The organism is Methylobacterium sp. Gmos1 (genome assembly GCF_053764715.1).
The window spans coordinates 327,823-351,280 of the sequence record NZ_JBSNCC010000006.1 but is presented as its reverse complement, the minus strand read 5'-3'; the positions used below and the strand labels follow the sequence as shown (position 1 = coordinate 351,280).

26 protein-coding genes are annotated in these 23,458 nt (G+C 72.4%); 11 read left to right on the top strand and 15 right to left on the bottom strand.

Features of this window, described 5'->3' with window-relative positions; all coding sequences use genetic code 11:
* Positions 1-196: 196 nt before the first annotated feature.
* On the bottom strand, positions 197-484 hold the full coding sequence (locus ACS5PV_RS15455) for a hypothetical protein (RefSeq protein WP_455396213.1): 288 nt from the start codon (positions 482-484) through the stop codon (positions 197-199).
* A 439-nt stretch (positions 485-923) separates the two neighbouring features.
* On the opposite strand from ACS5PV_RS15455, the gene ACS5PV_RS15450 reads away from it, so the two are divergent.
* The 5 genes from ACS5PV_RS15450 (at position 924) to ACS5PV_RS15430 (ending at position 2,962) form a co-directional block, all read left to right on the top strand.
* Positions 924-1,187: a NepR family anti-sigma factor gene (locus ACS5PV_RS15450; RefSeq protein ID WP_455396212.1), complete on the top strand. Its 264-nt coding sequence runs from the start codon at positions 924-926 to the stop codon at positions 1,185-1,187.
* 20 nt (positions 1,188-1,207) lie between these two features.
* The gene (locus ACS5PV_RS15445) at positions 1,208-1,753 is read left to right on the top strand and encodes a sigma-70 family RNA polymerase sigma factor (protein WP_455396224.1); all 546 of its coding nucleotides are present in this window, start codon (positions 1,208-1,210) and stop codon (positions 1,751-1,753) included.
* 157 nt (positions 1,754-1,910) lie between these two features.
* Entirely contained in the window at positions 1,911-2,147 is a 237-nt protein-coding gene (locus ACS5PV_RS15440; protein ID WP_455396211.1) for a hypothetical protein, read from the top strand.
* A gap of 171 nt (positions 2,148-2,318) precedes the next feature.
* The gene (locus tag ACS5PV_RS15435) at positions 2,319-2,771 is read left to right on the top strand and encodes a hypothetical protein (protein ID WP_455396210.1); all 453 of its coding nucleotides are present in this window, start codon (positions 2,319-2,321) and stop codon (positions 2,769-2,771) included.
* Entirely contained in the window at positions 2,768-2,962 is a 195-nt protein-coding gene (locus ACS5PV_RS15430) for a hypothetical protein (RefSeq protein ID WP_455396209.1), read from the top strand. The genes ACS5PV_RS15435 and ACS5PV_RS15430 overlap by 4 nt, the downstream gene beginning before the upstream one ends.
* Positions 2,963-3,080: 118 nt before the next feature.
* On the opposite strand, the gene ACS5PV_RS15425 is transcribed toward ACS5PV_RS15430, so the two are convergent.
* From ACS5PV_RS15425 to ACS5PV_RS15385, 9 genes are all read right to left on the bottom strand, one after another.
* Entirely contained in the window at positions 3,081-6,146 is a 3,066-nt protein-coding gene (locus ACS5PV_RS15425; RefSeq protein WP_455396208.1) for a glycosyltransferase, read from the bottom strand.
* Between the two features lie 147 nt (positions 6,147-6,293).
* Entirely contained in the window at positions 6,294-7,256 is a 963-nt protein-coding gene (locus ACS5PV_RS15420; protein ID WP_455396207.1) for an alpha/beta fold hydrolase, read from the bottom strand.
* A 118-nt stretch (positions 7,257-7,374) separates the two neighbouring features.
* Positions 7,375-7,815: a BA14K family protein gene (locus tag ACS5PV_RS15415; RefSeq protein WP_455396206.1), complete on the bottom strand. Its 441-nt coding sequence runs from the start codon at positions 7,813-7,815 to the stop codon at positions 7,375-7,377.
* A gap of 331 nt (positions 7,816-8,146) precedes the next feature.
* On the bottom strand, positions 8,147-8,596 hold the full coding sequence (locus tag ACS5PV_RS15410) for a CsbD family protein (RefSeq protein ID WP_455396205.1): 450 nt from the start codon (positions 8,594-8,596) through the stop codon (positions 8,147-8,149).
* An 80-nt stretch (positions 8,597-8,676) separates the two neighbouring features.
* Complete coding sequence (locus ACS5PV_RS15405; protein WP_455396204.1) at positions 8,677-8,880, bottom strand: CsbD family protein; 204 nt, start codon at positions 8,878-8,880, stop codon at positions 8,677-8,679.
* A 69-nt stretch (positions 8,881-8,949) separates the two neighbouring features.
* Complete coding sequence (locus tag ACS5PV_RS15400) at positions 8,950-9,864, bottom strand: PhnA-like protein (RefSeq protein ID WP_455396203.1); 915 nt, start codon at positions 9,862-9,864, stop codon at positions 8,950-8,952.
* Between the two features lie 87 nt (positions 9,865-9,951).
* Positions 9,952-10,353, bottom strand: coding sequence for a CsbD family protein (locus ACS5PV_RS15395; protein ID WP_455396202.1), 402 nt, complete (start codon positions 10,351-10,353; stop codon positions 9,952-9,954).
* Between the two features lie 74 nt (positions 10,354-10,427).
* Positions 10,428-10,607 (bottom strand): CsbD family protein, encoded by a 180-nt coding sequence (locus ACS5PV_RS15390; protein ID WP_455396201.1) that lies wholly within the window; start codon positions 10,605-10,607, stop codon positions 10,428-10,430.
* Between the two features lie 95 nt (positions 10,608-10,702).
* On the bottom strand, positions 10,703-12,163 hold the full coding sequence (locus ACS5PV_RS15385) for a PAS domain S-box protein (protein WP_455396200.1): 1,461 nt from the start codon (positions 12,161-12,163) through the stop codon (positions 10,703-10,705).
* 276 nt (positions 12,164-12,439) lie between these two features.
* Here ACS5PV_RS15385 and ACS5PV_RS15380 point away from each other — a divergent pair, with 276 nt between their 5' ends.
* The 4 genes from ACS5PV_RS15380 to ACS5PV_RS15365 all read left to right on the top strand — a co-directional run bounded on the left by ACS5PV_RS15380 (position 12,440) and on the right by ACS5PV_RS15365 (position 15,997).
* Positions 12,440-13,108 (top strand): sigma-70 family RNA polymerase sigma factor, encoded by a 669-nt coding sequence (locus tag ACS5PV_RS15380; RefSeq protein WP_455396199.1) that lies wholly within the window; start codon positions 12,440-12,442, stop codon positions 13,106-13,108.
* Positions 13,109-13,321: 213 nt separating this feature from the next.
* Positions 13,322-13,711, top strand: a complete 390-nt coding sequence (locus ACS5PV_RS15375) for a hypothetical protein (RefSeq protein WP_455396198.1) — start codon at positions 13,322-13,324, stop codon at positions 13,709-13,711.
* A 169-nt stretch (positions 13,712-13,880) separates the two neighbouring features.
* Positions 13,881-14,102 carry a hypothetical protein gene (locus ACS5PV_RS15370; RefSeq protein ID WP_455396197.1) on the top strand — a complete coding sequence of 74 codons (222 nt, stop codon included), beginning with the start codon at positions 13,881-13,883 and terminating at the stop codon, positions 14,100-14,102.
* 200 nt (positions 14,103-14,302) lie between these two features.
* On the top strand, positions 14,303-15,997 hold the full coding sequence (locus ACS5PV_RS15365; RefSeq protein WP_455396196.1) for a methyl-accepting chemotaxis protein: 1,695 nt from the start codon (positions 14,303-14,305) through the stop codon (positions 15,995-15,997).
* A 144-nt stretch (positions 15,998-16,141) separates the two neighbouring features.
* On the opposite strand, the gene ACS5PV_RS15360 is transcribed toward ACS5PV_RS15365, so the two are convergent.
* The 5 genes from ACS5PV_RS15360 to folE all read right to left on the bottom strand — a co-directional run bounded on the left by ACS5PV_RS15360 (position 16,142) and on the right by folE (position 22,382).
* Complete coding sequence (locus tag ACS5PV_RS15360; RefSeq protein WP_455396195.1) at positions 16,142-18,574, bottom strand: PAS domain S-box protein; 2,433 nt, start codon at positions 18,572-18,574, stop codon at positions 16,142-16,144.
* Between the two features lie 125 nt (positions 18,575-18,699).
* Positions 18,700-19,494, bottom strand: coding sequence for an IclR family transcriptional regulator (locus ACS5PV_RS15355; protein ID WP_455396194.1), 795 nt, complete (start codon positions 19,492-19,494; stop codon positions 18,700-18,702).
* A gap of 187 nt (positions 19,495-19,681) precedes the next feature.
* The gene (locus ACS5PV_RS15350) at positions 19,682-21,205 is read right to left on the bottom strand and encodes an acyl-CoA synthetase (protein WP_455396193.1); all 1,524 of its coding nucleotides are present in this window, start codon (positions 21,203-21,205) and stop codon (positions 19,682-19,684) included.
* A gap of 98 nt (positions 21,206-21,303) precedes the next feature.
* A complete protein-coding gene (gene hisI / locus ACS5PV_RS15345) occupies positions 21,304-21,726 on the bottom strand; it encodes a phosphoribosyl-AMP cyclohydrolase (protein ID WP_455396192.1) in 423 nt (140 codons plus the stop codon).
* Positions 21,723-22,382, bottom strand: a complete 660-nt coding sequence (gene folE / locus ACS5PV_RS15340; protein WP_455396223.1) for a GTP cyclohydrolase I FolE — start codon at positions 22,380-22,382, stop codon at positions 21,723-21,725. The genes hisI and folE overlap by 4 nt, the downstream gene beginning before the upstream one ends.
* A 251-nt stretch (positions 22,383-22,633) precedes the next feature.
* On the opposite strand from folE, the gene ACS5PV_RS15335 reads away from it, so the two are divergent.
* Together ACS5PV_RS15335 and yidD are read left to right on the top strand one after the other, a co-directional pair.
* The gene (locus ACS5PV_RS15335; protein WP_455396191.1) at positions 22,634-23,080 is read left to right on the top strand and encodes an iron-sulfur cluster assembly scaffold protein; all 447 of its coding nucleotides are present in this window, start codon (positions 22,634-22,636) and stop codon (positions 23,078-23,080) included.
* A complete protein-coding gene (yidD, locus tag ACS5PV_RS15330) occupies positions 23,077-23,394 on the top strand; it encodes a membrane protein insertion efficiency factor YidD (protein WP_455396190.1) in 318 nt (105 codons plus the stop codon). The genes ACS5PV_RS15335 and yidD overlap by 4 nt, the downstream gene beginning before the upstream one ends.
* Positions 23,395-23,458 lie beyond the last annotated feature (64 nt).

Below are 23,458 nucleotides of genomic sequence, written 5' to 3'. Positions count from 1 at the left end.
AACGCCAGGTACGGCGCCACCAGCGCCCATTCTTCATCGGACACGTCGGACGGGTAGGCGGGGCGATCGGCGCTCATACCCCTCAACGCCCACGCTACGTCATAAGTTCATAACACGCTCTAGAGAGCTTCGCGATCGCAGCGCGATCGTGAAGTCCTCTGGAGGCGGGGGACGGGTCCCGCGTCCCCCTTCGCTTCTACTGCTCGTCGGCGCCCTTGGTCCCGCCGGTCTTGCGGTCGTAGGCGGTGATCGCCGCCCGGCACTGGGCCGAGAGCTTCGACCGGTTGCGCGCGAAGCAGCGCTCCACCTCCGGGCTGTCCGGGTCGGCCCCGGCGCAGAGCTTGAAGTAGTCGCCGGCACAATTCATCTGCAGGCCCTGGTCGTCCCGCTGGGCGAGGGCCGGGGTCGCCGCCAGGGATGTCAGGGTCAGGAGCGTCACGAAGGCCGCGGTGGCGGCGGGCGCACGAAGCGACGTCGGGTTCAAGGTGTCATCCCCGCTGAGAATCTGAAGGCCCTAGGGTAGGTGCCCCGGGCCGCCGGACAAGCGCGGTCGGGTCACACTTGTGCGGGGATGCACGTCGCGGCCTGCGGCAACCTGTTCGTGCCTGGCACGGGATCGTCCCGGGCGCAGGCTCCCGCGGAAGGGGCGCGCGGCCCCGACAAGGCCCCCGCGCGCAGATGCGAGGCGTATCGCCGTCGTCCTGCCTGGCTTGACGTCTTGCTTCCGTATAGACAAGCTCGGTTTATACGGCCAAGCCTGGATTAAGGTTTGCTGAATATCGTTTTCAGATCGCATTAAAATCCACGGCTTTATTGCGGCGCCCAACGAAGCACGAGGCGGCTCTCGATCGGCGCGCCGCGGTCCCGGCAGGCATTCCGCCTCCCGCGACCCGGCCCCGGCAGCCGCGAGGCTGAAGGCGGCGATGCGCGACGACGAGACCGATACCGACGCTCCGGCCGGACCGGAGCCGCGTTCCCGGGGACGGCCGGGACAGGCGGCGGGCAAGGGCGAGCTCGACGCGCTCACGCGGCGCCGGCTCGGCCGGGCCCTGCGCGCCCACTACTCCGACCTCCTGAGCGCCCCGGTGCCGGAGCGCTTCGCGGCGCTCATCGCCGGGCTGGATGCCGGCACCCCGCCGACGGCCGGGCCTGCGGCCGAGGAGACCGGGCAGGAGGACGCGCGATGAGCCCCGCCAAACCCACCCTGATGTCGCCCGTCGATCCCGAGATGCGGGCGCTGCTGCTCGGGTCGATCCCGGCGTTGCGCGCCTTCGCGTTCTCGCTGACCCGCGACCTCGACCGCAGCGACGACCTCGTGCAGGAGACCCTGGTGCGGGCCTGGACCAAGGCCGACAGCTTCACCCCCGGCACCAACCTCTACGCCTGGCTGTTCACCATCCTGCGCAACCTGTTCTACTCCGAGCAGCGCAAGCGCCGGCGCGAGGTCGAGGATGCCGACGGGGTGATGGCCGGCCGCCTGACGGCGCTGCCGGACCAGGAGGCGCGGGTCGAGCTCTCGGCCTTCCAGGCGGCCTTGAGCACCCTGCCGGCCAGCCAGCGCGAGGCGCTGGTGCTGGTGGGCGCCCAGAACTTCACCTACGAGGAGGCGGCCGAGATCTGCGGCGTCGCCGTCGGCACGATCAAGAGCCGGGTCAGCCGGGCCCGCGGCCGGCTGATCGAGCTGCTCGGCATGACCGGCCCCGACGACATCGGCAGCGACGGCACCACGCTCGCGGCGATGGCCCATCCATGACCGCGCCCTCGCGGCCCGCGCCCGGCGGCGCGGGTCGCCGCATCTCCGGAACAGTTTTCGCTCCTGCGGGGTTTCGATGACCCAGCGGCAAACGTAGGGCGGCCCTCGCGGCGGCCCCCGGTGCCTGCGGCGCTGGCCGATCCCCGTGGAGTTGCCGATGCCTCGCCCCTACGAAGCCGTCGCGGACGCGGTCCGCATCGCCCGCGCCATCGTGATGCAGGAGGGCTCGGCGCTGGCCGCGGCCGCCCGGGCCGGGAACGACGCCGCCCTCGATGCGGCGAGCTGCGACCTCGTCAGCCGCATCGCCCAGGCGATCCTCGACGCCGAGCACGAGACCATGGCCCGCGCCCTCGTGGCGGCCGACGCCTATCCGGCGAGGCGGTTGAGCGCGTGAGGCGCAAGCTGCGAGCGTTCGTGCCGGCTGCCGTGCACGTCCGCTCGCTGAAGCCGCGTGGTCACAAATTCTCGTTCATGTCTGCAAGGGAGAGCCTGAACGACCAGGAAGCCCATCCTTGTTTTATGTCGGGGCGGGCGAGGCGCCACCGCGCGGCAAATGACGACGGCAATGCCCGAAACGTCGCACCTCACCCTTCTGACGCTGCGTACGCGCGGCACAGGTCTGCGAGAAAAACACGATTTGCAGGGACGTGGTCTTGGCGGCATGCTGCACGGGTCCCCGCCGTGGAGATTCGCGTACGCTATGCCCGGTTCTCAGCCGGTTCTTTCTCAGGCCCATGCTTCGAGCGCAGCGATCGACGAATTGGAGCGTCTCAAGAAAGAAGCGGAGCAAATAAGAATTGTCAACAACGAAAGGGTGAAATTGACTGCGAATTTCATTAATACGATTGCCGGAGCTTTGATTGTGACGGGGCTGTTTACGCCTGTGTTTGGAGAGAAGCTTTTCGAGAAGCTAGGCCAGCCGACTTTTTGGATTCAGGGGCTGGTTGGCCTCCTTTGCCTCGCGCTCGCGGTCATCCTACATATGGCAGGCAGAGCTTATCTGGGTACGCTGAAATGATCGTTCTCGGCGACATCGCCCGCTCCCTTCTGCCCATCGTTGCGACGGGCATGGCCGGCTTCTTCGTCCTCTGGCATGCGCGGCGGCAGAGCCGGAGGGCGACGATCGAGATCGACCTGCTGGAAAGCAGAATCAATCTCATGGAAGAGCGGTTGCAGAAGCCGGCCTTTCGCGAGGGTGCGCGCGGCTGACCACGCCGCCCGATTTCCTGCCGCAGGCTTCGCGAGGGAGAGCGGCGGCACCGAGAACGCGGCTGTGGGCCCACATTCTCGCCGCCGCCGATCTATCGACGATGAAGCGTCCGACGCGTCAGAATCCCTCGCCCTCGACCCTGGTCCCGCCCGCCGCCATCGCCGCCTCGTAGGCCGCGAGGCTCGGCGCCACGGCCGGCAGGGTCGGGATCGAGACATCCGCCAGCTGGCCGCGGGCGGCCATCAGGGCGTCGAGCACGAGCGCGGTGTCGCGGCTGAACGGAAGCAGGATCCCGCCGCCCTCGGCCCGGATGCGCTCCGCCGGAGCACCGACGTCGAAGGCGACGACCGGATAGCCCGCGGCCCAGACCTCCGACAGGACGTAGGAATAGGTCTCGGGCCAGACGCTCGACAGGAACACGTAGTCGGGATCGGCCTCGGCCAGGAGCTGCGGCAGGTCCTCCGGGTCGTAGGCGCCCGTCACCGTGAGGTTTGGAGCGCGCTCCGCCCGGTCGCGGTCGGAGACGCTGCCGATCACCGTGAAGGCGATCGGCCGGCGCTCGCGCGCGGCGCGCTCGGCGAGCGCCACCACCAGCTCGAACCCCTTGTGGGGGCCGATGCCGCCGACGAGGGCGACCCGCACCGCGCCGGCGCGCGACCTGGCCGGCCGCGCGGACAGAGGCTCCGCCGCGTCCGGGTGCGGTACGACCGCGATGTTCGACAGGCCGAGGCGGCGGGCGTAGCGCTCGGCGGTGTCGCGGGAGGGCGCCACCAGGTGCCGGGCCCCGCGCAGGATGCGCTCGTTCGTCGCCAGCCAGCCGTCGAGCCCGCCGCCCATCAGGGCGTTCTGGTCGGCGTAGTCGTATGGGACCGCGCTCACCGTGCAGTGGCGGCAGATGTCGGCCGGCGGCTCCTCGCAGTAGAAGTTGCGCCCGTCGACGAGGTGCACCCTCGGGCAGTACCACTGGTAGTCGTGCAGCGTGACCGCGTAGGGCCAGCGGCCGGAGAGCAGCCGGTCGAGGACGGCGGACCCATAGCCGAAGCGGGCGTTGAGGTGGAGGTCGATCGCGACGCCCGCCTCCTCCAGCGCCTCGAGGAGGGCGAACAGGTCGTCCGGCGCCAGGGTCACCGCGGCGCCCTCGACCTCGAGGGCGAGGCGCCGGCCGGCGGGAGCGAGGTGGCCGATTCCGTGGTTCGTCGCCCGGGCGAGCCCGCGGATCTGGTCGACGTAGCGCGTCGCGCCGCCGCCGAAGCCGTGGCCGACATGCAGGGTCAGCCGCCGGACCCGTCCGGCGAGCAGGGTTGCGAACACCGAGAGCCGCAGCGGCCGGAGCGGGTCGGCGGCGAGGAAGGCGTCGACCTCGTCCTGGTACTCCGGATAGAGGCCGACGAGCCGGGCGTGGTTGCGCTCCAGGATCGCCAGCCGTTCCCCCTTGCCGAACGACACCGAGCCCTCGTGCTCGACATAGGTGTCGGTGGCGGCGACGTGGATCCAGCCGAGGTCGCGGGCCGTGAGGCACCAGTCGACCTCCTCGCAATAGCCCCGGCCCCATTCGGGCGAGAAGCCTCCGACCTCGTCGAGGGCCTGCCGGTTCATGTAGAGGCAGAAGCCGATTCCCGTCGGGATCTCGACCGGCTGGGGTGAGGCCGCCTCCAGGGCGGCGTCGATCGCCGCCGGCGGAAGGCCGAGGAGCGGCCCTTGCGCCTCCGGCATGCCCGGGAAGCCCAGGATGGTGGCGTTGTTCGACAGCGGGGTGGCGCTGGCGATGCCGGGGCCGCGGTGGCAGGCGAGGCCCAGCTTCTCCAGCGCGCGGGGCGCCAGCACCGTGTCGGCGTTGACGAGGATGCAGTCCTCGCCCGGCTCCAGGAGGGCGAGCCCGCCGTTGACCGTGCCGATGAAGCCGAGATTTTCGCGGTTGCGCAGGACCGTCAGGCCCGGATGCCGCTCGGCCGCGAGGTCGTCGAGGTAGCGGGTGACGTTCGCGTCGGGCGAGGCGTCGTCGATCACCAGCGCCCGCATCCGCCCGGGCGACAGCTGCGGCAGGAGCGAGGCGATGCAGGCCTTCAGGTCGGAGAGCCCGTTATAGACCGGCACGATCGCGCAGGCCGGGGGCGGCGTGCGGCCGCTCTCCGGCAGGATCTCGGGGGCGGCCGGCTCGCCGAGGACGAGCTGCGCGCCCCCTCCGGGCCGCACCGCGGCCACCAGGCGGTCGCGCAAGCGCCGGCGCTCCGCGTAGGTCGTCGCCGGTGCGTTCGGCCGCAGCAGCGCTCGCGCCTCGGCCCGGGCAAGCTCGATCGTGCCGCGCAGGTGGCCGATCACCTCGCCGGCGCCGACGGGGCCGACCGCGAGGTCGGTGCCGGGCTTCAGCGCGCCGGGCGGAAAGGCGAAGGCGGCCGAGTGCCGGCCGAACAGCTCGAGGAGATCGGGCCGCCCGTGGGTCTCGACCCGCGCCACGTCCTCGCCGTTGCGCACCGCCCGCACGATGGTCGGCCGGTCGGGGCCGGCTTCGTCGAACACCCAGCCGGTGACGCGGCTCGGCGCCTCGACATGGAGGCTCGAGCGCAGGCGCGGCGCGTAGGAGCCCACCTCCGCGACGGTATCGCCGGCCCGCACGGCGATCGTGTGCGGCTGCCCGTCGAGGGCCCAGGAAGGGAGGGCGAGGCGAAAGCCGTTCCAGCCGCCCTCCCGGCCGCCGAAGCGCAGCTCCGGCCGGTAGAGCCCGGGCCGGACCGGCTCGCCCTCCAGCCCGTCGACCACGAGGTGCACGACGGGAAGCGGCTCGGCGGACAGCGACGAGACCCAGCCGTCGATGACGCCGTCGACGACGCCGTCGAGGTGGAGCGTGTGGCGCCCCGGCCCGACCGCGATCCGCTGCTGGTCGGCCCGGCCCGGCTCGGTCACCGTCAGCCGCAGGGTGCCGTGTGCCGCGAGCAGCGCCGGATCGAGGGCGGCGTGAAGATAGGTGGTGTCGCCCTCGGTGAAGCGGCGCCGGATCGGCAGCGTTTGCTCGCGCTCGTGGCCCTGGGCCAGGGTGAGCCCGACGCCGTCGGCCTCGGCCTCCGGGTTGAGGGCGACGAGGACGCCGCAATTGTACAGCCGGCCCCAGGCGACCGGGCCCGGGGGCGGCACGAACCACTGGCGCCCCGTCTCGGCGAGGCGCCGCGCGCGTTTCAGGATCGTCACGTCGCAAGAGTCCGCACAGAAGGAGGAAGCCGCCGGCGCGGGGCCGGCGGAGATCGTTCTCCTCCTAGCCGAGACCGGAGCCGTCCGCGACTTGCCGCTCCGTCACATGCCCGGTCAAGGGACGTTTGCCGGTTCCAAGACATCGTCTCAATCGCCGGCGAGGGCGGCGAGCACGCGGTCGGGGACGATCTGGTGCAGCATGTGGCCGGCGCCCTCGACCGCGACGAGGCGGCTGCCGGGAATCTCGTGGTGGAGCGCCACCGCCTGGCCGGCGTGGGAGAGCAGCCGGTCGCCGGTGCCGGAGAGGATGGTCACCGGCATGCGCAGGTCCCGGTAATGCGGCCGGAGCGCGAAGGCGTCCGGCACCAGCAGCACCGACTCGGCGGCGGCGCTGCGCAGCTGCGCGGGTCGCAGCAGCATCTCGACCGGGAAGTCGCGGGAAAAACGCTCCGGCACCGGGCTCGGCCCGAACAGCCGCGACAGGATCCGCGGCCAGAGCAGGCGGCTCGTCACCGGGGCGAGGGTGTGGCTGATGAGGTCGCCGAGGCCCGGCAGGCCCTGGGGGGCGAAGAGCAGGCCGTCGATCCGGGGCGAGGGGAAGTAGTAGCCGGATTCGAGGAAGAGCGCCCGCACCCGGCCTGGATCCTGGAGCGCCAGCGCGACCGCCACCTGCGCCCCCCAGGAATGGCCGAGCACGGCGGCCGCCTCGACACCGAGGCTGTGCAGGACGCCGCGGATCAGCCCGGCCTGCATCGTCGGCGTCCAGATCCGGCTGCGCGGCCGCTCGCTGTAGCCGAAGCCGGGCCGGTCGATGGCGATGACCCGATGCGTCTCGGCCGCCCGCTCGACGAGGCCGCTGACGAGCCAGTCCTGGATCAGGCTGCCGTTGCCGTGCAGCAGCACGAGGGCGGGCCCGTGCCCGCGCTCCAGCACGTGCAGCCGCGTGCCGCCGACCTCGACGAAGCGCCCGACCGGCGGCGTCGCGTGCTCGGCCGCGCGGGCGCGGCGCCCGTTCTCGACCGCGCCGGCGCCGAGTGCGGCGGCCCCCGCCAGGGCGAGGGCGGCGGCGGGCGGGAGGGAGCGGGCGGGGGTGGTGGCGCGACCTGTCATGCCGTCACAACGGCGGGAAGCGTGCCCGGGTTCGCTCGCCCTTCACGCGAGAAGGCCGCCGTCCCGGGCGGGACGGCGGCCTTCCTTCGCACGGTGCGCGGGTGTCAGGGGCCGGGTGTCAGGGGCAAGGCCGGCGGGTGCCGTCGTTGCTGAGGTAGGTGCCGCTCGCCGGGTCGTAGGAGCGGAAGCGGCGGGCGCAAGCGGCGACCGTCTCCGGGTCGGGGCCGCCCTCGACCACCACCGGGCGGGCCTGGGCCTGCGAACTGGCGATGGCCCCGCCGATGATCGCGCCGGCGGCGAGACCCGCCACGCCGGCCCCGACCGCCGCGCCGACGACCGGACCGCGGCGGTAGCCGTAACCGCGGCCGTAGCCGCCGCGGAAGCCGTAGCCACGGCGATAGCCGTAGGGCCGGCCGTAGCGGCGGTACTGCGAGAACTCCGTCGGCAGGTCGCCGCGCAGGAGAGCGGCGCCGGCCGCGGTCTCGGCCGGGGTGGCCGAGGCCGGGCTGCCGGCGACCATGGCCGCGACGGTCGCGGCGATGACGAGGGGAAGCTTCATGACCCTGTCGTGTATCCTCTGGGTGCTCGTGTGCGCGGCGCGGTTGATCGGTCCTGCCGGATCAGTACGTCCGGCCATGCCGGGGCGTCGCACCGCGGCGGTTGAACCGCGCGATCAGCTTCGGCAGGATGAACAGCATGAAGATCTTGCGCAGCATCGCTGAGTTTCCCTCTAACAGTTCGATCGTTGTCGATTGAAACGTTTGCCAGCGAGAAAAGATCCTGAAATAATTCAGGCTCGATCCTGCCGAGCCGCGACCATCGATCTCGCTGTTTGCGGTTCGCCGAAGCGGTCACCGCCTCGGCGAATGGGGTGCGGTCGGCGCCGGCCTCTAGCGCGTGCGGCGGATGAGCCAGCCCGCCGCGAAGGCGAGGGCGGCGAGGCCGAGCACGGTGTTGGTGCGGTGCCCGTCGGCATAGGCCAGGGCCTGCCGGCGATAGGCCTCGCCGCGGCTGCGCGCCTCGCGGGCGACGTGGCGCCCGTCCGCCAGCGCCCGGTCGGCGCGCTTGCGGGCGGTGCGGGCGAGGTCTTCCGCGCGCTCGCGGGCGGTGTCGGCGAAATCCTCGGCGTGCTCGCGGGCGGTGTGGGCGAGGTGGCGGCCGTCGTCGATGACGTCCTCGGCCCGATCACGGGCGCGGCCGTAGGCGTACTGGGCCCCGCCGGCCACCTGGTTGGCGGCGCCGCGGACCTGCTGGGCCGGATCGCCCCGAAGGCCGCCGATGGCGGTCTGGATGCGGCCCTTCAGGTGACGGGACGCGCCACGGAACTCGTCGCGGTTCATGCTGTCCTCCTGAGATTTTTCGACTGGACGAGGCGGCGGGACGATCCCGCCGCCGGATTGCGATGCCTTGCTTGAAGGCCTTACTTGCGGCCCGTGAGGTGGTCGGCGACGTTCTTGATGCCGTCCTTGGCCTCGCCGACGGTGCGCTGGGCCTCGCCCTTCAGCTCCTGGGCCTTGCCCTCGGCGACGAGGTGATCGTTGCCGGTGACCTTGCCGACGCCCTGCTTGACGTTGCCGAGCGCCTCGTTGGCCAGGCCCTTGAGCTTGTCGGTGGTGCTGCTCATCGGAATTGCTCCTTCAGGTTCGAGGGGGGAGGGGAGGGCTCCCGCCGGGGCGGGAGCCGGTGACCCGCGTCAGACGCGGCGGGCGGTGTAGTCGGCGCCGACCAGCTTCGGGGCGCCGAGGCGGCCGCCGAAGAAGGCGGCGGCGGCGCCGAGCAGCAGCGCGATGGCGGCGTAGAACGCGCCCTGCGTCGCGGCCGACTTGGCGGCGACCGCCGCGGCCTCGGCCTTCTGCTTGGCGGTGGCGACCGCCTGCTCGTACTGCTTCTGGTAGTCGTCGATCTGGGCCTTGGCCTGGTCGGGCGAGATGCCCTGGGCCTTGGCCAGCGCGTCGGCGGCGCGGTTCTTGGCCTGCTCCTTCTGGGCCGCGTCGCCGGTCAGCACGGCGCGCACGGCGGCCACGGCGGCGTCACGGGCGGCCTGCGGGTCCTGGCCGGCGGCCTGCTGGCGCACCTTGTCTTCGATGCCCTCGAGCGGGTTCTGGATCTTCGACAGCGACGGGGCCGCGGCCTGGGCGGCGGTCTGCACCGTGCCGCCGACGAGGTTGCCGGCGCCGCCGAGCGCGCCCGAGACCGTGCTCAGGGTGCCGCCGACGAGGCCGCTCGCCGCCGAGGTGATGAGGTAGATGACCACGAGCGTCGTCACCGCCCAGGAGACCAGGCCGTGCAGGGCAGCCGCGCCCGGCAGCGGCTTGCCGGAGAGCCGGCCCGCGATGGCGCCGCCGACGAGCGAGGCGACGATGCCCGAGATCACGAACCACAGGCCCGCGCCCATCGAGACGGTCGAGGCGGCCGGGTTGTCGGCGGCGTTGGTGCCGACCGAGGACAGGCCGACGCCGACGCCGACGAGGTTGAGGATCACCTGGGTCACCAGGGCGGTGACGGCGCCGGCGAAGATGGCGCCCCAGGAGACCTGGTTGAGCAGGACCGCGCGGGTATCGGCCTGCGCCGCGGTCGAGAGGGGGGAAACGGGGGTCTGGATGGTCACGTCGTTACTCCGGGTCGTTCGGGCATCGGGAGGGGGCCCCGGGCGGATCGCGCCGCGCCGGGGCCGCCGGTCGCGATGCGGTCGAGGTCAGTCGCGGTTGGCGTTGACGAGCAGGCCGAGGCCGAAGCCCACGAGGCCGGCGATCACCAGCGAGGCGAGCGGGTACTCGGCGACCTGGTGGCTGACCTGCCGGGCGCCGTGGCGCAGCGAGCGGGTGCCGCGCTCGTAGGCGTCCTCGGCGTAGTCCTGCGCGTCCTCGGCGAAGTCGTGGGCCCGGTCGGCGGCGCGGCCGGCGTAGTCCTGAGCGCGGTCGGAGGCGTGGCGGGCGGTGTCCTTGGCCTGGCCGTAGACGTTCTCGGCCGCACCTTGCGCCTCGCGGAAGCGGCCTTCGGCCGAGTCGCGGTGCGAGCCGGTCAGGTCGCCGACGGCGCTCTGGATCTTGCCGCCGAGTTCCTTGGCGGCGCCGGTGATGCGATCGGTATCGACCATGGTTCAAGTCTCCTTTGGGGTCGGTCGGTGGAACAGGGCGGCGCCCCGCACGGGGCGCCGGATGACGGTCGTCGTCAGTCCTCGCGAGGTCCGCTCCCCCGCGGGCGCCTGCCGGCGCCCTGCGGAGTGTCGACTTCGCCCTTCTGACGCCGGCCCTCGGCCTCGACCCGGACATCGCCGGTGAGCTTGCCGATGGCCTCCTTCACCGAGCCCTTGACCTGCTCGGTGGAAGTTGTGGGCGCGCGTCTGGTCATGAGCACCTCGGTGGACGTGGGAGAACTCAGACCGGCTTGCAGATGTGACTGCCTCGCGCCTCTTCAATGGTAAGGAAATACCGGTAGTCTGAACTTCAACTACCGGATGCCTGGAGCGGGAAACCGTGCTCGCGGCCCCACAGGATCACCTCCGTGCGGCGGTGCACGCCGAGCTTGCGGTAGAGCGCGGCGCCGTGGTTGCGCACGGTGTTGCGCGACAGGCCGAGCTTGCGCGCGATGCCGTCGTCGTCGAGCCCGGAGCAGATCAGGTTCAGGATCTGCCGCTCGCGCAGGGTCAGGTCGGGCACCGCGTCGCCCGGGGCCTCGCGGCCGGGCCTTCGCAGGTTGGCGAGCTTCTCGATCAGCCCGCGGCTGAACCAGGAGGTGTCGGCCATCACCGTCTCGATCGCGTCGAACAGCTCGCGCTCGGTGTGCTTGCGCTCGGTGATGTCCTGGAGGACCATCAGGATGAACTCGGCGTCGCTGATCGTCACCCGCTCGGCCGAAACCAGGCAGTCGAGGTCGGCACCGTTCTCGTGGCGCAGGCAGACCTCGAGCCCGAGCACGTAGCCGGTGCGCAGGAGCACGCCCTCGAAGCGCGCGCGCTGCTCGTCGGAGACCCACAGCCCGAACTCCGCCGGGGTGCGGCCGACCACCCGGTCCTCGCCGAAGCCGAAGACCCGGCCGAAGGCCTCGTTGATGCTCGTGACCTGGAAATCCTCGGCGCGGGCGAGCAGCGTCGGGACGGGCGTCAGGCGGAACGCCTTGGCGAAGCGCTCCTCGCTCTGGCGGAGCGCCGTCTCGGCCTTCCGGCGCAGCTCCAGATCGGCGAAGGTGAACAGCATGCAGGGCTCGTCGCCCATCTCCATCGGCTGGCCGGCGACGATCACGAAGCGGCCGTTGCCGTCGGGCAGTTCGAGCCGCGCCTCCATCTGGGGGATCGTGCCGCCCGCATTGAGCCGCGACACCGCGAGGTCGCGGTTTCGGGCGTTGGCGAGCACGTCGACCTCGTAGACGCTGCGGCCGATCACGGCGTCACGGGTGTAGCCGGTCATCTCCAGGAAGCCGGCATTGACCTTGACGTGGCGCAGGTCGGACAGCCGCGTGATGATGGCCGGCGCCGGGTTGGCGTTGAAGGTGCGCTCGAAGCGCTCCTCGGCCTCGAACTGGTCCGACACGTCCTTGAGGATGAGCGCCAGGCAGCTCGGCTTGCCCTCCCGGTCGGTGGCGACGAGGCTGCGCAGGGAATGCACGAAGCCGACATCCGGCTTGTCGGTGCGCGTCACCTCGACCACCACGTCATGGAAGCGCTCGCCGGCGACGACGCGCTCGATCGGGTAGTTCTCCGGCGCGCGGTTGTTGCGGTAGCGCAGGGCGAAGCGCTCCCGGTAGGCGTCGACCGTCGGGCCGATTTCGTCCAGGCTCTCGGCGCCGTGCATCGCGAGCGCGGCCTCGTTGGCGTAGGCGATGGTCTGGTCGGGCTCGACCAGGATCACCCCCTCGCTGAGGCCGGCGATGATCTGCCGGAGTTCGTGCCTGTCGACGCCTGCGGTCACGGCTCTCTCGATCCCTTCTGTGTGTCCTTTGCCGCTCGGGCAACGGAGCACAAACGGATCGCGCGCTACAGGGTTCCCGCCGGACAACGAGATTCACCGGTAGATTCGTATCATTGACGTAATTGCCGGCGACCAGAAATAAGACGCACCAGGGCCGGTCCGGCGCGCTGCCCCACGGGATGCTCCCGTACCAGCCGACCGGTCTAGTCCGATATGAGTAGCGTTTACGGGTCCCTTTCCGTGCGAACAGACGACGCGCTGCCAGACTCGGTCGCCATGACGGAGACCGCCGCCGCCCTGATCCCATCGCATCTCGGCGGGCTCCTGCGGGAGTACTATCCCGAGGTCGTCGCGCTCGAGGCCGACTCGGCCCTGGGCCAGGTCCTCGCGCGCCTGACCCTCGCCCTCGACGCGGCCGGGAACGGGACGGGTCACGAGGTGCCGGCGGCGTTCAAGGCCGGGCTCCTCGGCGCGGTGCCGCGCCTGCGCCGCTACGCCCTGTCCCTGACCCATCACGCTGCGGATGCCGACGACCTGGTGCAGCACACCCTGCTCAAGGCCTGGGAGCACCGGCGCCAGTTCGCCCCCGGATCCAGCCTGTCGGCCTGGCTGTTCGCGATCCTGCGCAACGGCTTCTTCAACGGGCGCCGCAAGTACCGCCTCGAGGTGGCGGATCCCGAAGGGGTCCACGCCGCCGCCCTGGCAAGCGCCGCCGAGCAGGAGCACCGGGCGGCCCTGCGCGATCTCCAGGGCGCCCTCGACCGGCTCGAGCCGGCGCAGCGCGAGGCGCTGCTGCTGGTCGCCGTCGAGGGCCTGTCCTACGAGGCCGCCGCCGATGTCATCGGCTGCCCGGCCGGCACCGTGAAGAGCCGCGTCAGCCGGGCCCGCGACCGCCTCGGGCAGGACCTCAACCGGACCCTCGCGGTCCCGTCCGGCACCGCCTGAGCGGCGGGCCCCGCGAGGGCGTCACCCCCTTCGCCCGATCAGGGCGTCCCCATCGTTCCGGCGCTATCCCCCGAGGCGTCCGGGACGGTCGCGGGCCGGGCACGGCATGTTCCCCCGTCCGTGCCCGGCTCCGTCGACGAGCCAACCCCCGCCGACGTCCTGCCGGCCATCGCGGCCGGCCCGGACCGGCGGGGATCAGCCCCAGAGGAGACCATGACACCGCTTCGCCGCCCGGTCCTCGCGCCGGCCCTGTTCCTCGCCTTCGCGCTCCCGGCCGTCGCTCTTCCGGCCCTGGCCGCGCCCGCGGCCAACCGCTTCGACGGCGCCTGGTCGGTCGTCGCCACCGCCGAGACCGGGAGCTGCACCGGGCCGTACCGCTACCCGATCGTGATCCGCGACGGCATCGTCGACGATGCCGGGGGCAACGGCGTCGACGCCTCCGGCCGGGCCGGCGCCGACGGCCGCATCACCGGCACGATCCGCAGCGGGCTCGCCAGCGTCGCGGTCAGCGGCACCTTGCGCGGCTCGGCCGGCAGCGGGCGCTGGAGCCTGTCGGGGATCAGCCCCTGCACGGGGCGCTGGACCGCCCGGCGCACGGGCTGACCGTGGCGGCGTGAGCGGCCCGCTCGCGGGCGACGGCCTTTCGGGGAGCGCCGATGCGCCGCATCCGTCCCGGTCCTTGATGAAAGCCGTTCCCGCCCGAGAACCTGTGCGGCCAGCGGCCCCAGCCGCAGGCGAGCGGACGGGACGCGACCGAGGAGCCACGGGACAGATGCCGGCATACCGACTGCGCGGAGCGGTTCGCGCCCCGAACGGGGAGATCGGGCCCACGCTGATCGACGAGATCGTCGCGGCGGCGGACCGCCAGGAGGCCGTGCGCCTCGCCAACGCCCGGGAGACGACGCCGGCCGACGAGCAGGTGAACGCCCTGTGGCTGGTCGACGAGGCCGGAACCCTGATCTGGTCGCTGCGCCTGGCCGACCGCGAGGCCTAACACTCCCGCGAAGTAGAGCGAGAATCGCGCCGCCTCGCATCGGCGGTCGAGATCGATCCTTCTCCAGCAGCGCGCCGTCATCCAGGCGGCACCGCGTCCGGATTGTTGCGCGCGCGAGGGACGACCCGCAGAGACATTAATCCCACATCAATCAAACCCGGCTACGCTTCCGCGCATCTTTGCCCACCGGGAGCGGCATCGTGCTTCGTTCGCGCCTCGACAACATGCGGATCCTCGCCAAGGCGGCGATTCCCGTCGGCCTGCTGCTCGTCATCCTGGCGGGCCTGTGCGGCTTCGCCCTGTCGCGGATGAGCCTCATCGCGCAGACCTACCAGGACGTGCTCCGGCGCGACGTCGCGGCCGACCGGGCGGCATCCGAGGTGCAGATCGAGCTGACGCGCTACGGGGCGGTGGTGAACCGCATCGTCTCCGAGAGCTCGATGACCGAGATCGACGCGCTGGAGAAGGAGACCAAGGCGATCGCCGCGGGCCTGCCGGGCCGGCTCGACCGGCTGAAGGCCCTGATGCCCGAGGCGAGGGCGGGCGCCGACCAGGTCCTGGCCCGGTTCAACCAGGCCTTCGAGGCGACGGACGACCTCATCACCAAGACCTTCGGCAGCCAGCAGGACCAGGCCCTGCGGGTCGGCCGCGAGCAGATCGACCCCGCGCTGAAGGCCGCCCGCCAGGCGCTGGCTGAGATCGCGGCCGGCGCCGAGGCGATGATCCGCCGGAGCAGCGAGACCGCCGCGGCGGCCGGCGCGGGCGCCCGGGACACCACCATCGTCGTCGCATCGGCGGCCGGCGCGGCGGCGCTCGTCCTCGCCTGGCTGATCCTCCAGCGCGGCGTCGCCGGCCCGGTCGTCGCGATGGCGCGCACCATGGAGCGGCTCGCCGCCGGCGACACCACCGTGGCGGTGGAGGGCACGACGCGGCGCGACGAGATCGGCCGGATGGCCGGCGCGGTCCAGGTGTTCAAGGACGGGCTGATCCGTACCCGCGCCCTGGAGGAGGAGGCGGCGCTCGCCCGCGCCTCGACCGAGGCGCAGCGCCGCGCCGGCATGCGCGAGATGGCCGACGCCTTCGAGCGGGCGGTCGGCGGCATCGTCGGACAGGTCGCGGCTTCCGCCACCGAGCTCCAGGCCACCGCCCGGACCATGACGGCCACGGCCGGGGAGACCGCCGAGCGGTCGGCGGGCGCGGCGAGCGCCGCCGAGGAGGCGGCGGGCAATGTCGGCACGGTCGCGGCCGCCGCCGAGGAGCTCGGCGCCTCGGTGGGCGAGATCGGCCGGCAGGTCGACGGCTCGGCGTCCCTCGCCCGCGCCGCGGTGACCGAGGCCGACCGGACCGGCGCCCTGGTGCAGGACCTCAGCCACGCGGTCGCCCGGATCGGCGACGTCGTCGGCATGATCTCGTCGATCGCCGGCCAGACCAACCTGCTCGCGCTCAACGCCACGATCGAGGCGGCCCGCGCCGGGGCGGCCGGCCGCGGCTTTGCCGTGGTGGCGGCGGAAGTGAAGGAACTCGCCGGCCAGACCGCGAAGGCGACCGAGGAGATCACGGGCCAGATCGGCCGCATCCAGGGCTCGACCGCGCAGGCGGTCGGCGCGATCGACGCCATCGCCCGGCGCATCCGCGAGATCTCGCAGGTCTCGACCTCGATCGCCGCGGCGGTGGAGGAGCAGGGCGCGGCGACCCAGGAGATCGTCCGCAACGTCACCCGCGCGGCCTCCGGCACCGGCGCGGTGACGGAGAACATCGCCGGGGTGGCGGGCGCCGCGGAGGAGACCGGGGTCGCGGCCGCGCAGGTGCTCGATTCGGCCTGTGCCCTGTCGCACCAGTCCGAGAGCCTCACCGACGAGGTGAGACGCTTCCTCGCGACGGTGCGGGCGGCGTGAGGGCTTGTACCAATGGCCCCCTCGATCCCGGGCAGGCCTGGGATCGAGGGGGCCATTGATCCATCTCGAATTTTCGACGCCAAGCCTTTGGCTTGGCGAAAACTCGAGAACGGAACCAAAGGTCGTTTTCAACGACCGTTGGTCTTACGACCGCCGCTCCCGCTCCCGCCCGGCCTCGATCATCGACCGGATCCGCGCGGCCATCGACTCGATCGAGAAGGGCTTCGTCAGCACCGTCATGCCGGGGCCGAGGCTGTCGTGGCCGAGGATCGCGGTCTCGGCGTAGCCGGTGATCAGCAGCACCTTGAGGTCGGGCCGGGTCTCGCGGGCGGCCTCGGCCATCTGGCGGCCGTTCATGCCGCCGGGCAGGCCGACATCGGTGACGAGGAGGTCGATCCGCACGTCGGAGCGCAGCACCTTGAGGCCGGCCGCGCTGTCGCCGGCCTCGATCGCGGCGTAGCCGAGATCCTCCAGGATGTCGGCGACGAGCATCCGCACGGTCGGCTCGTCGTCGACCACGAGCACGGTCTCGCCCGTCGTCGAGCGCGCCAGCGGCGCCGCCGTCCCGGTCTCGTCCTCGCCGGGCACCGCGCCCGCGTGGCGCGGCAGGTAGAGGCTGACGGTCGTGCCCTCGCCGGGCGTCGAGGCGATGCGCACCTGCCCGCCCGATTGCTGCGCGAAGCCGTAGATCATCGACAGGCCGAGGCCCGTGCCCTCGCCGATCGGCTTCGTGGTGAAGAACGGCTCGAACACCCGGGCGATCACCTCCGGGCTCATCCCGGTGCCGGTATCGGTCACGCGCAGGCGCACATACTCGCCTTCCGGCATGTCGTGCCGGCGGGCGGTCCGGGCATCCAGCGTCCGGTTGGCGGTCGAGACGGTGATGCGCCCGCCGTCGGGCATCGCGTCGCGGGCGTTGAGGCAGAGGTTGAGCAGCGCGTTCTCGAGCTGCGAGGGATCGACGAGCGCCGGCCAGGCCCCGGGCGATTCGACCACCTCGAGGGTGATGCCGGGCCCGACCGTGCGCTGGATCAGGTCGTGCATGCCGCGCGCCAGCCGGTCGACGTCGGTGGGCCGCGGATCGAGGGTCTGGCGGCGCGAGAAGGCGAGCAGCCGATGAGTCAGCGCCGCGGCGCGCTTCGACGCCCCTTGCGCCGCCGCCATGTAGCGCTCGACGTCCTTGAACCGGCCTTGCGCGAGGCGCGTCTGCATCAGCTCCAGCGAGCCCGAGATGCCGGCGAGCAGGTTGTTGAAGTCGTGGGCGAGGCCCCCGGTGAGCTGGCCCACCGCCTCCATCTTCTGCGACTGGCGCAGGGCCTCCTGCGTCGCGGCGAGCTCGGCCTCGGCCCGCAGCCGGTCGGAGATGTCCTTGGCGAAGTGGAACGCGCCGATCACCCGACCCTCGCCGTCGCGCAGGGGCGAGTAGGAGACCTCCCAGGCGGGCTTGGCGAAGTCCGGATCGCCGAATTCCTCGGTCACCGTGTAGGTCTCGCCGGCGAGCGCCCGGTCCATGAACCCGCGCATCACCGCGCCCTGGTCCGGCGGGAACAGGTCGGGAAACACCTCGCCCACCCGCACCCGGTGGCCAAAGATCCGGTAGAACTCGTCGCTGTGGGCCTGGTTGAAGGCGATCAGCCGGTACCCGGTGTCGAAGGCGCAGATCGGGGCGGCGCTCGACTGGACGATGTCGCCGTAGAGGCGCATCTCGGCCGTGCGGTCGGCGACCTGCCGGCCGAGCGAGAGGTTGAGGTCGTGCGAGGCGGCCTCGGCCTCCTTGCGACCGGTGATGTCGGTGGCGGCGCCGTACCACTCGGTGATCCGGCCCTCCTCGTCGAGCACCGGCACCGCCCGCGACGAGGCCCAGCCGACCGAGCCGTCGGCGAGGTAGACCCGGTGCTCAAGGCTGTAGGAGGTCTTGGTGCGGATCGCCCGCTCGATCTCGGCCCGCAAGGCGCCGCGATCCTCCGGCGGGATGTAGCTCTCGACCCAGTCGGTGCTGGCCGAGGTCGTGTCGGCCAGGAAGTCGCCGCCGGACAATTGGTACAGCCGGCTCCAGTCGGCGCTGATCCGGTAGCGCACCTCGGAGGACGAGCGCACCAGGGCGTCGAGCATCTGTTCGCGCCGGCGCAGGGCCTCGCCGAGGTCGCGCAGCCGCTCGCGCTCCAGCGTGACGTCGAACTGCGAAGCGAAGAAGTAGGTCAGTTCGCCGTCCTCGCCGAAGACCGGCGAGATCAGCAGCCGGTTCCAGAACCGCTCGCCGTTCTTCTTGTGGTTGAGAAGGTCGATCTCGATGGCGACGCGACGCTCGATCGCGTCGCGGATCTTGGCCACGTCGGCGCGGTCGGTCTCCGGTCCCTGGAGGAAGCGGCAGTTCTGGCCCAGGACCTCGTCGCGGGTGTAGCCGGTGAGCTTGGTGAAGGCGGCGTTGGCGAAGATGATCGGGTTGTCGGGCCCGTGCGGATCGGTGATCAGCATCGGCATCCGCGTCGCCCGCACGGCGGCGGCGAACGGATCGTGGCTCGGGGCGGAGCGGCCGATCTCGGCATCGATCCGGTCGGTTTCGCGGCGATCCGTCACTGCTCGTCGCCCTCTCGTCCGCGACTCCCGGCGGTCCCGCGACCGCCCGGGCGTGGCCTTAGCACAGCGCGACACTCTGGGGCACAACCTTTGCTGCGCGGCGGAACCGCGCGATGCGCACGGGATCAGCGGGCGCCCGCGACCCGCGCCACGCCCTCGGCGCAGGCCCGCATCGCCGCGAGCACCGTCTCGGCGGCGACCGCCTCGAAGCGGTAGCGCGGCAGGCTGACGCTGATGCAGCCGAGCACCCGGCGGCCGGCGCCGTGGAGGGCCATGCCGTAGCAGCAGATGTCGAGCTCGTTCTCCTGGAGGTCGAGGGCGTGGCCGCGCGCGCGTGTCTCGGCGACCGCGCGGGAGAGGGCGTCCCGGTCGGTGAGGCTGTGGGGGGTGCGAGCCGGCAGGGGGAGCCGGGAGAGCAGGGGGACCAGCTCGGGCTCGGGCAGGGTCGCGAGCCAGGCCTTGCCCACGGCGCTGGTGTGCAGCGCCACCCGCGTGCCGATGCGCGAGGCCATGCGCACGGTGCGGTGGCTCTCGAGCTTGTCGACGTAGACCATCTCGCCGTGATCGGGCACCGCGAGATGCACCGTCTCGTCGAGGTCGTCGCGCAGGCGCCGCAGGGGCTCGCGCGCCGCCTGGCGCAGGAGCGAGCCGTCGAAGGAGCGGAAGGCGAGGCTGACGAGGCGGGGCCCGAGACGCAGGACCCCGTCCTCGTCGGTCACGAGGCCCTCCGCCGCCAGGGCGGCGACGATGCGGTGCACCGTCGGCCGCGGCAGCCGCAGGCCGTGCGCGAGCCGCGCGACCGTGGCACCGTCGGGCGCGTCCGCCACCGCCTGCAGCACCCGCATGAACTTGCCGAAGGCGGCGGTGCCCGGGACATCGGGGCGCAAGCCGGCCCGCGTCCCGGCGTCGTCCCGGCTCATGCGGCGCGGGTCCCTGCCGGTCCGGCCGGCCTCGACGCCTGTCTCGCGTCGGCCGACCGACATGCATCCCGCGGCGTCATCCCGGGCACCGCTCCCGCGGCCCCGGGACGGCGATGGAGCGTGACGGTCACGAGGGGAGACATCGGCGCGCGGACGATACCACGACGATCGTATTCCCGTGGCGCCCTCACCCGGCGGCCAGCCGCTTGCGCTGCACCTTGCCGTTCGGCGTGCGCGGCAGCGCCTCCAGGAACACGACCTCGCGCGGGCACTTGTAGGCGGCGAGCCGCTCGCCGCACCAGGCCAGCAGCGCGTCCCGCCGCGGCGCGGCGCCGGGTTTCGGCACCACGAAGGCGGCGATCACCCGCACGTCGTCGCGCACGGGCAGCTCGGTCACCGCCACCTCCTGCACGTCGGGATGGGCGATCAGCACGCTCTCGACCTCGTTCGGCGACACCCGGTAGCCGAAGGCGTTCATGATGTCGTCGTTGCGGCCCGTAAACCAGACGTAGCCGTCGGGATCGAGCGAGGCGAGGTCGCCGCCGGTGAACCAGTCGCCCCGCATCACGGCGGCCTCCTCCTCGGGGCGGTTCCAGTAGCCGAGCATCAGGGCCGGATCCGAGCGGTGGATGGCGAGCAGCCCGACCTCGCCGGCCGGCAGCGGCTCCGGCGCGCCCTCGACGGGGAGGATCGCGACGCGCCGCCCCGGCTGCGGCCGGCCCGGCGAGCCGGGCTTGATCGGGGTAAGCGGGCTCGTCGAGACGTAGGTCGAGATCTCGCTCATCCCGAGCGCCTCGTAGAGCGGCGTGCCGGTCGCGGCCTGCCACTCGGCGAGCAGTTGGGGCGACAGCGCCTCGCCCGCCGTGATGCCGTGGCGCAGGGACGAGAGGTCGTGGGCGGAGAGGTCGGCGTATTTGAGGATCTGCCGGTAGAGGCTCGGCACCGCCGCGAACAGGGTGGCGCGGTGGCGGGCGATCAGCGCCGGCCACAGGGCGGGGTCGCGCCGGCCGTTGTAGAGCACCGTGGTGGCGCCCCGCGCCCAGGGGTCCTGGATGCCGACCCCGAGGGTGTAGGTCCAGTTCATGGTGCCGGCATGCAGCACCACGTCGTCCTCGCGCAGGCCGAGCCAGTGATCGTGCATCGGCCGCCGGCCCCAGATGGTGCGGTGGGCGTGCAGCACCCCTTTCGGCCGGCTGGTGGTGCCGGAGGTGTAGACCAGCGTCGCCGGATCGTCGGCGGCGGTGTCGGCATACGTCTCGATCGGCGGGCCGGCGCGCAGGCGGGCGATGTCGTCGCGGCGCAGCACGATCCGGCCGCGGCAGGCCTCCGGGTCGAGGGGGCAATCGTCGGCCGCCGCGATCACCGCGGCGCCGGAATCCTGCATCAGGAACGCCGCCTCGCCGGCGGTGAGCTGGGGCGAGGAGGGCTGCGCCACGAGCCCGGCGGCGAGCGCCGCGAAGTAGGTGACGACGTAATCGGCGTCGTTGCCCATGCGGATCATCACCCGGGCGCCCGCCGGCAGGCCGAGATCCCGCAACCCCGCGGCGACGCCGCGCACCGCCCGGTCGACCTCCGCGAAGGTCATGACGTCGGTGCGGCCGTCGTCGCCGACCATCACCAGCGCCGGCTTGCCGCCGCGCTCCCGGGCATTGGCCTCCAGGCAGTAGCGGGCGCCGTTGAAGCGGTGCGGCGGCTGGCGGTCGTCGGGCAAGGGGCGGCTCCGGATCCGGGTGTCCGGGGCCTGTGCTAGCGCGGGGGAGGGGGGTCGGGCCACCCCTGCCCACGCAGGGGCAGGGTGATCCGCGCTCCCTACGAGCCGCGCGGCACCAGCCTCGCCGCCCCGCTCGCGGCATCGTACGCGACCCCGCGGTAGAAGCAGTCCCGCCGCCCGGTATGGCAGCAGCCGCCGTCGCCGCCGACGCGCACGCGCAGCAGGAGCGCGTCCTGGTCGCAATCGACCCGCATCTCGACCAGCGTCTGGATCTGCCCGCTCGTGGCGCCCTTGTGCCAGAGCTCAGCCCGCGAGCGCGACCAGTACCAGACCTCGCCGGTGGCCAGCGTCCGCGCCAGCGATTCGGCGTTCATGTGGGCGAGCATCAGGACCGCGCCCGAATCGGCATCGACCGCGAGCGCGGTGATCAGCCCGTCGGGGCCGAAGCGCGGGGTGAAGGTCTCGCCCTCCTCCAGCGCGCGTTTGTCGCCGGGGGCGGCGAAGGTGGGAAGCGGGGTCATCGCCGGTCGCGGACCAGGGTGAGGAAGCGGACCTGCTCGGTCGGGTCCTGCTTGAACACGCCGGTGAACTGGGTGGTGAGGGTCGAGACGCCGGATTTCTGCACCCCGCGCATCGCCATGCACAGGTGCTCGGCCTCCACCATCACGGCGACGCCGCGGGGATGCAGCACCGAATCGATCGTCTCGGCGATCTGGGCCGTCATCGTCTCCTGGGTCTGGAGCCGGCGGGCGAAGGCGTCGACGACGCGGGCGAGCTTCGACAGGCCGACGACGCCGCGCCGCGGATAGTAGGCGATGTGGGCACGCCCCATGAACGGCACCATGTGGTGCTCGCAATGCGAGTGGAAGGCGATGTCGCGCACCAGCACGATGTCGTTGTAGCCCTCGACCTCCTCGAACACCCGGTCGAGGATGGCGTCGGCGTCCTGGCGGTAGCCGCCGAAGATCTGCTCGTAGGCCTTGACCACCCGCTGCGGCGTCTCGCGCAGGCCCTCGCGCTCGGGGTCGTCCCCGGCCCAGCGCAGGAGGGTGCGCACGGCGGCCTCGGCCTCCTGGCGGGTCGGGCGCTCGGTGACGCGCTCCGGCCGGGGGGCGTCGCTGCGCTTGTCGGCCGCCTCCGGGGCCCGGACCGACAAGGACTTCAGCACCGCATCCATCACGCCTCCAAGATCCGGGCTGCCGAGAAGGGCAGCCATGCCGGGACTTGAGATGCGCCCCGACCCGGCCGCGCCTCGCGAAGCCGGGTAACCGCGCCTATATCGGGAATCCGGCTCCGGCGCGCAATGCGCCGGGCGCGCAGCAGGTCACCGCGTCCTCAGTCCATCCATTCGTCAAACCGAAGTCCGATCGGTCTGGTCAAGCCCGATTCGTCCGTCCCGCGGCCCCTCTCGTCCAAAGTACGAATGCCATGCTCGACGACATCTACAACGCCCGCATCCTCGCCCTCGCGGCCGACATTCCCCGCCTCGGCCGGCTGCCGGCGCCGGCGGCGAGCGCGTCCAAGCACTCGAAGCTGTGCGGCTCGACCGTGACGGTCGACCTCGTCACCGAGGGCGACACGGTCACCGACTTCGCCCACGACGTGAAGGCCTGCGCGCTCGGCCAGGCCGCCTCCTCGCTGATGGCCCGCCACGTGGTCGGCGCCAGCGCCGAGGACTTGCGCGGTCTGCGCGACACGGTGCGGCGGATGCTGAAGGAGAACGGACCGGCGCCTGCCGGCCAGTTCGCCGACTTCGCGGTCCTGGAGCCGGTGCGGGACTTCAAGGCGCGCCACGCTTCGACGTTGCTCACCTTCGACGCGGTGGTCGACGCCCTCGACCAGATCGCCGCGAAGTCAGAGGCGGTGCCGGCGTGAGCCCGGCCCGCCGCGCGGCGCATCTCGCGATCCGCGGCTACCAGCTCAGCCTGTCGGGCCTCGTCGGGCGCCAGTGCCGGCACTGGCCGTCCTGCTCGGCCTATACCGACGCGGCGATCCAGCGCCACGGCCTCTGGGCCGGCGGCTGGATGGGATTGGCCCGCATCTGCCGCTGCGGCCCGTTCGGCACCCACGGCATCGACCTCGTGCCGGAGGCGCCGCCCGCCGGCGCCGCCTGGCACCGCCCCTGGGCGTACGGCCGCTGGCGCGGGGTGAATGCGCCGCCGCCGCTCTGCGAGAGCGTCGAGGGCTGAGCGCGAAGGCACCGGACGAAGGCTCGGGACTGTGCCTGACATGTCCCGCACTTCGCTGCTATAC

Coding starts and splice junctions, on each gene's coding strand:
- ACS5PV_RS15375 (WP_455396198.1), top strand. CDS start 13,322: ATGACACCGCTTCGCCGCCCGGTCCTCGCGCCGGCCCTGTTCCTCGCC.
- folE (WP_455396223.1), bottom strand. CDS start 22,382: ATGGATGCGGTGCTGAAGTCCTTGTCGGTCCGGGCCCCGGAGGCGGCC.
- hisI (WP_455396192.1), bottom strand. CDS start 21,726: ATGACCCCGCTTCCCACCTTCGCCGCCCCCGGCGACAAACGCGCGCTG.
- ACS5PV_RS15420 (WP_455396207.1), bottom strand. CDS start 7,256: ATGACAGGTCGCGCCACCACCCCCGCCCGCTCCCTCCCGCCCGCCGCC.
- ACS5PV_RS15430 (WP_455396209.1), top strand. CDS start 2,768: ATGATCGTTCTCGGCGACATCGCCCGCTCCCTTCTGCCCATCGTTGCG.
- ACS5PV_RS15370 (WP_455396197.1), top strand. CDS start 13,881: ATGCCGGCATACCGACTGCGCGGAGCGGTTCGCGCCCCGAACGGGGAG.
- ACS5PV_RS15390 (WP_455396201.1), bottom strand. CDS start 10,607: ATGACCAGACGCGCGCCCACAACTTCCACCGAGCAGGTCAAGGGCTCG.
- ACS5PV_RS15450 (WP_455396212.1), top strand. CDS start 924: ATGCGCGACGACGAGACCGATACCGACGCTCCGGCCGGACCGGAGCCG.
- ACS5PV_RS15380 (WP_455396199.1), top strand. CDS start 12,440: ATGACGGAGACCGCCGCCGCCCTGATCCCATCGCATCTCGGCGGGCTC.
- ACS5PV_RS15415 (WP_455396206.1), bottom strand. CDS start 7,815: ATGAAGCTTCCCCTCGTCATCGCCGCGACCGTCGCGGCCATGGTCGCC.
- ACS5PV_RS15405 (WP_455396204.1), bottom strand. CDS start 8,880: ATGAGCAGCACCACCGACAAGCTCAAGGGCCTGGCCAACGAGGCGCTC.
- ACS5PV_RS15435 (WP_455396210.1), top strand. CDS start 2,319: ATGCCCGAAACGTCGCACCTCACCCTTCTGACGCTGCGTACGCGCGGC.
- ACS5PV_RS15355 (WP_455396194.1), bottom strand. CDS start 19,494: ATGAGCCGGGACGACGCCGGGACGCGGGCCGGCTTGCGCCCCGATGTC.
- ACS5PV_RS15335 (WP_455396191.1), top strand. CDS start 22,634: ATGCTCGACGACATCTACAACGCCCGCATCCTCGCCCTCGCGGCCGAC.
- ACS5PV_RS15410 (WP_455396205.1), bottom strand. CDS start 8,596: ATGAACCGCGACGAGTTCCGTGGCGCGTCCCGTCACCTGAAGGGCCGC.
- ACS5PV_RS15440 (WP_455396211.1), top strand. CDS start 1,911: ATGCCTCGCCCCTACGAAGCCGTCGCGGACGCGGTCCGCATCGCCCGC.
- ACS5PV_RS15395 (WP_455396202.1), bottom strand. CDS start 10,353: ATGGTCGATACCGATCGCATCACCGGCGCCGCCAAGGAACTCGGCGGC.
- ACS5PV_RS15445 (WP_455396224.1), top strand. CDS start 1,208: ATGTCGCCCGTCGATCCCGAGATGCGGGCGCTGCTGCTCGGGTCGATC.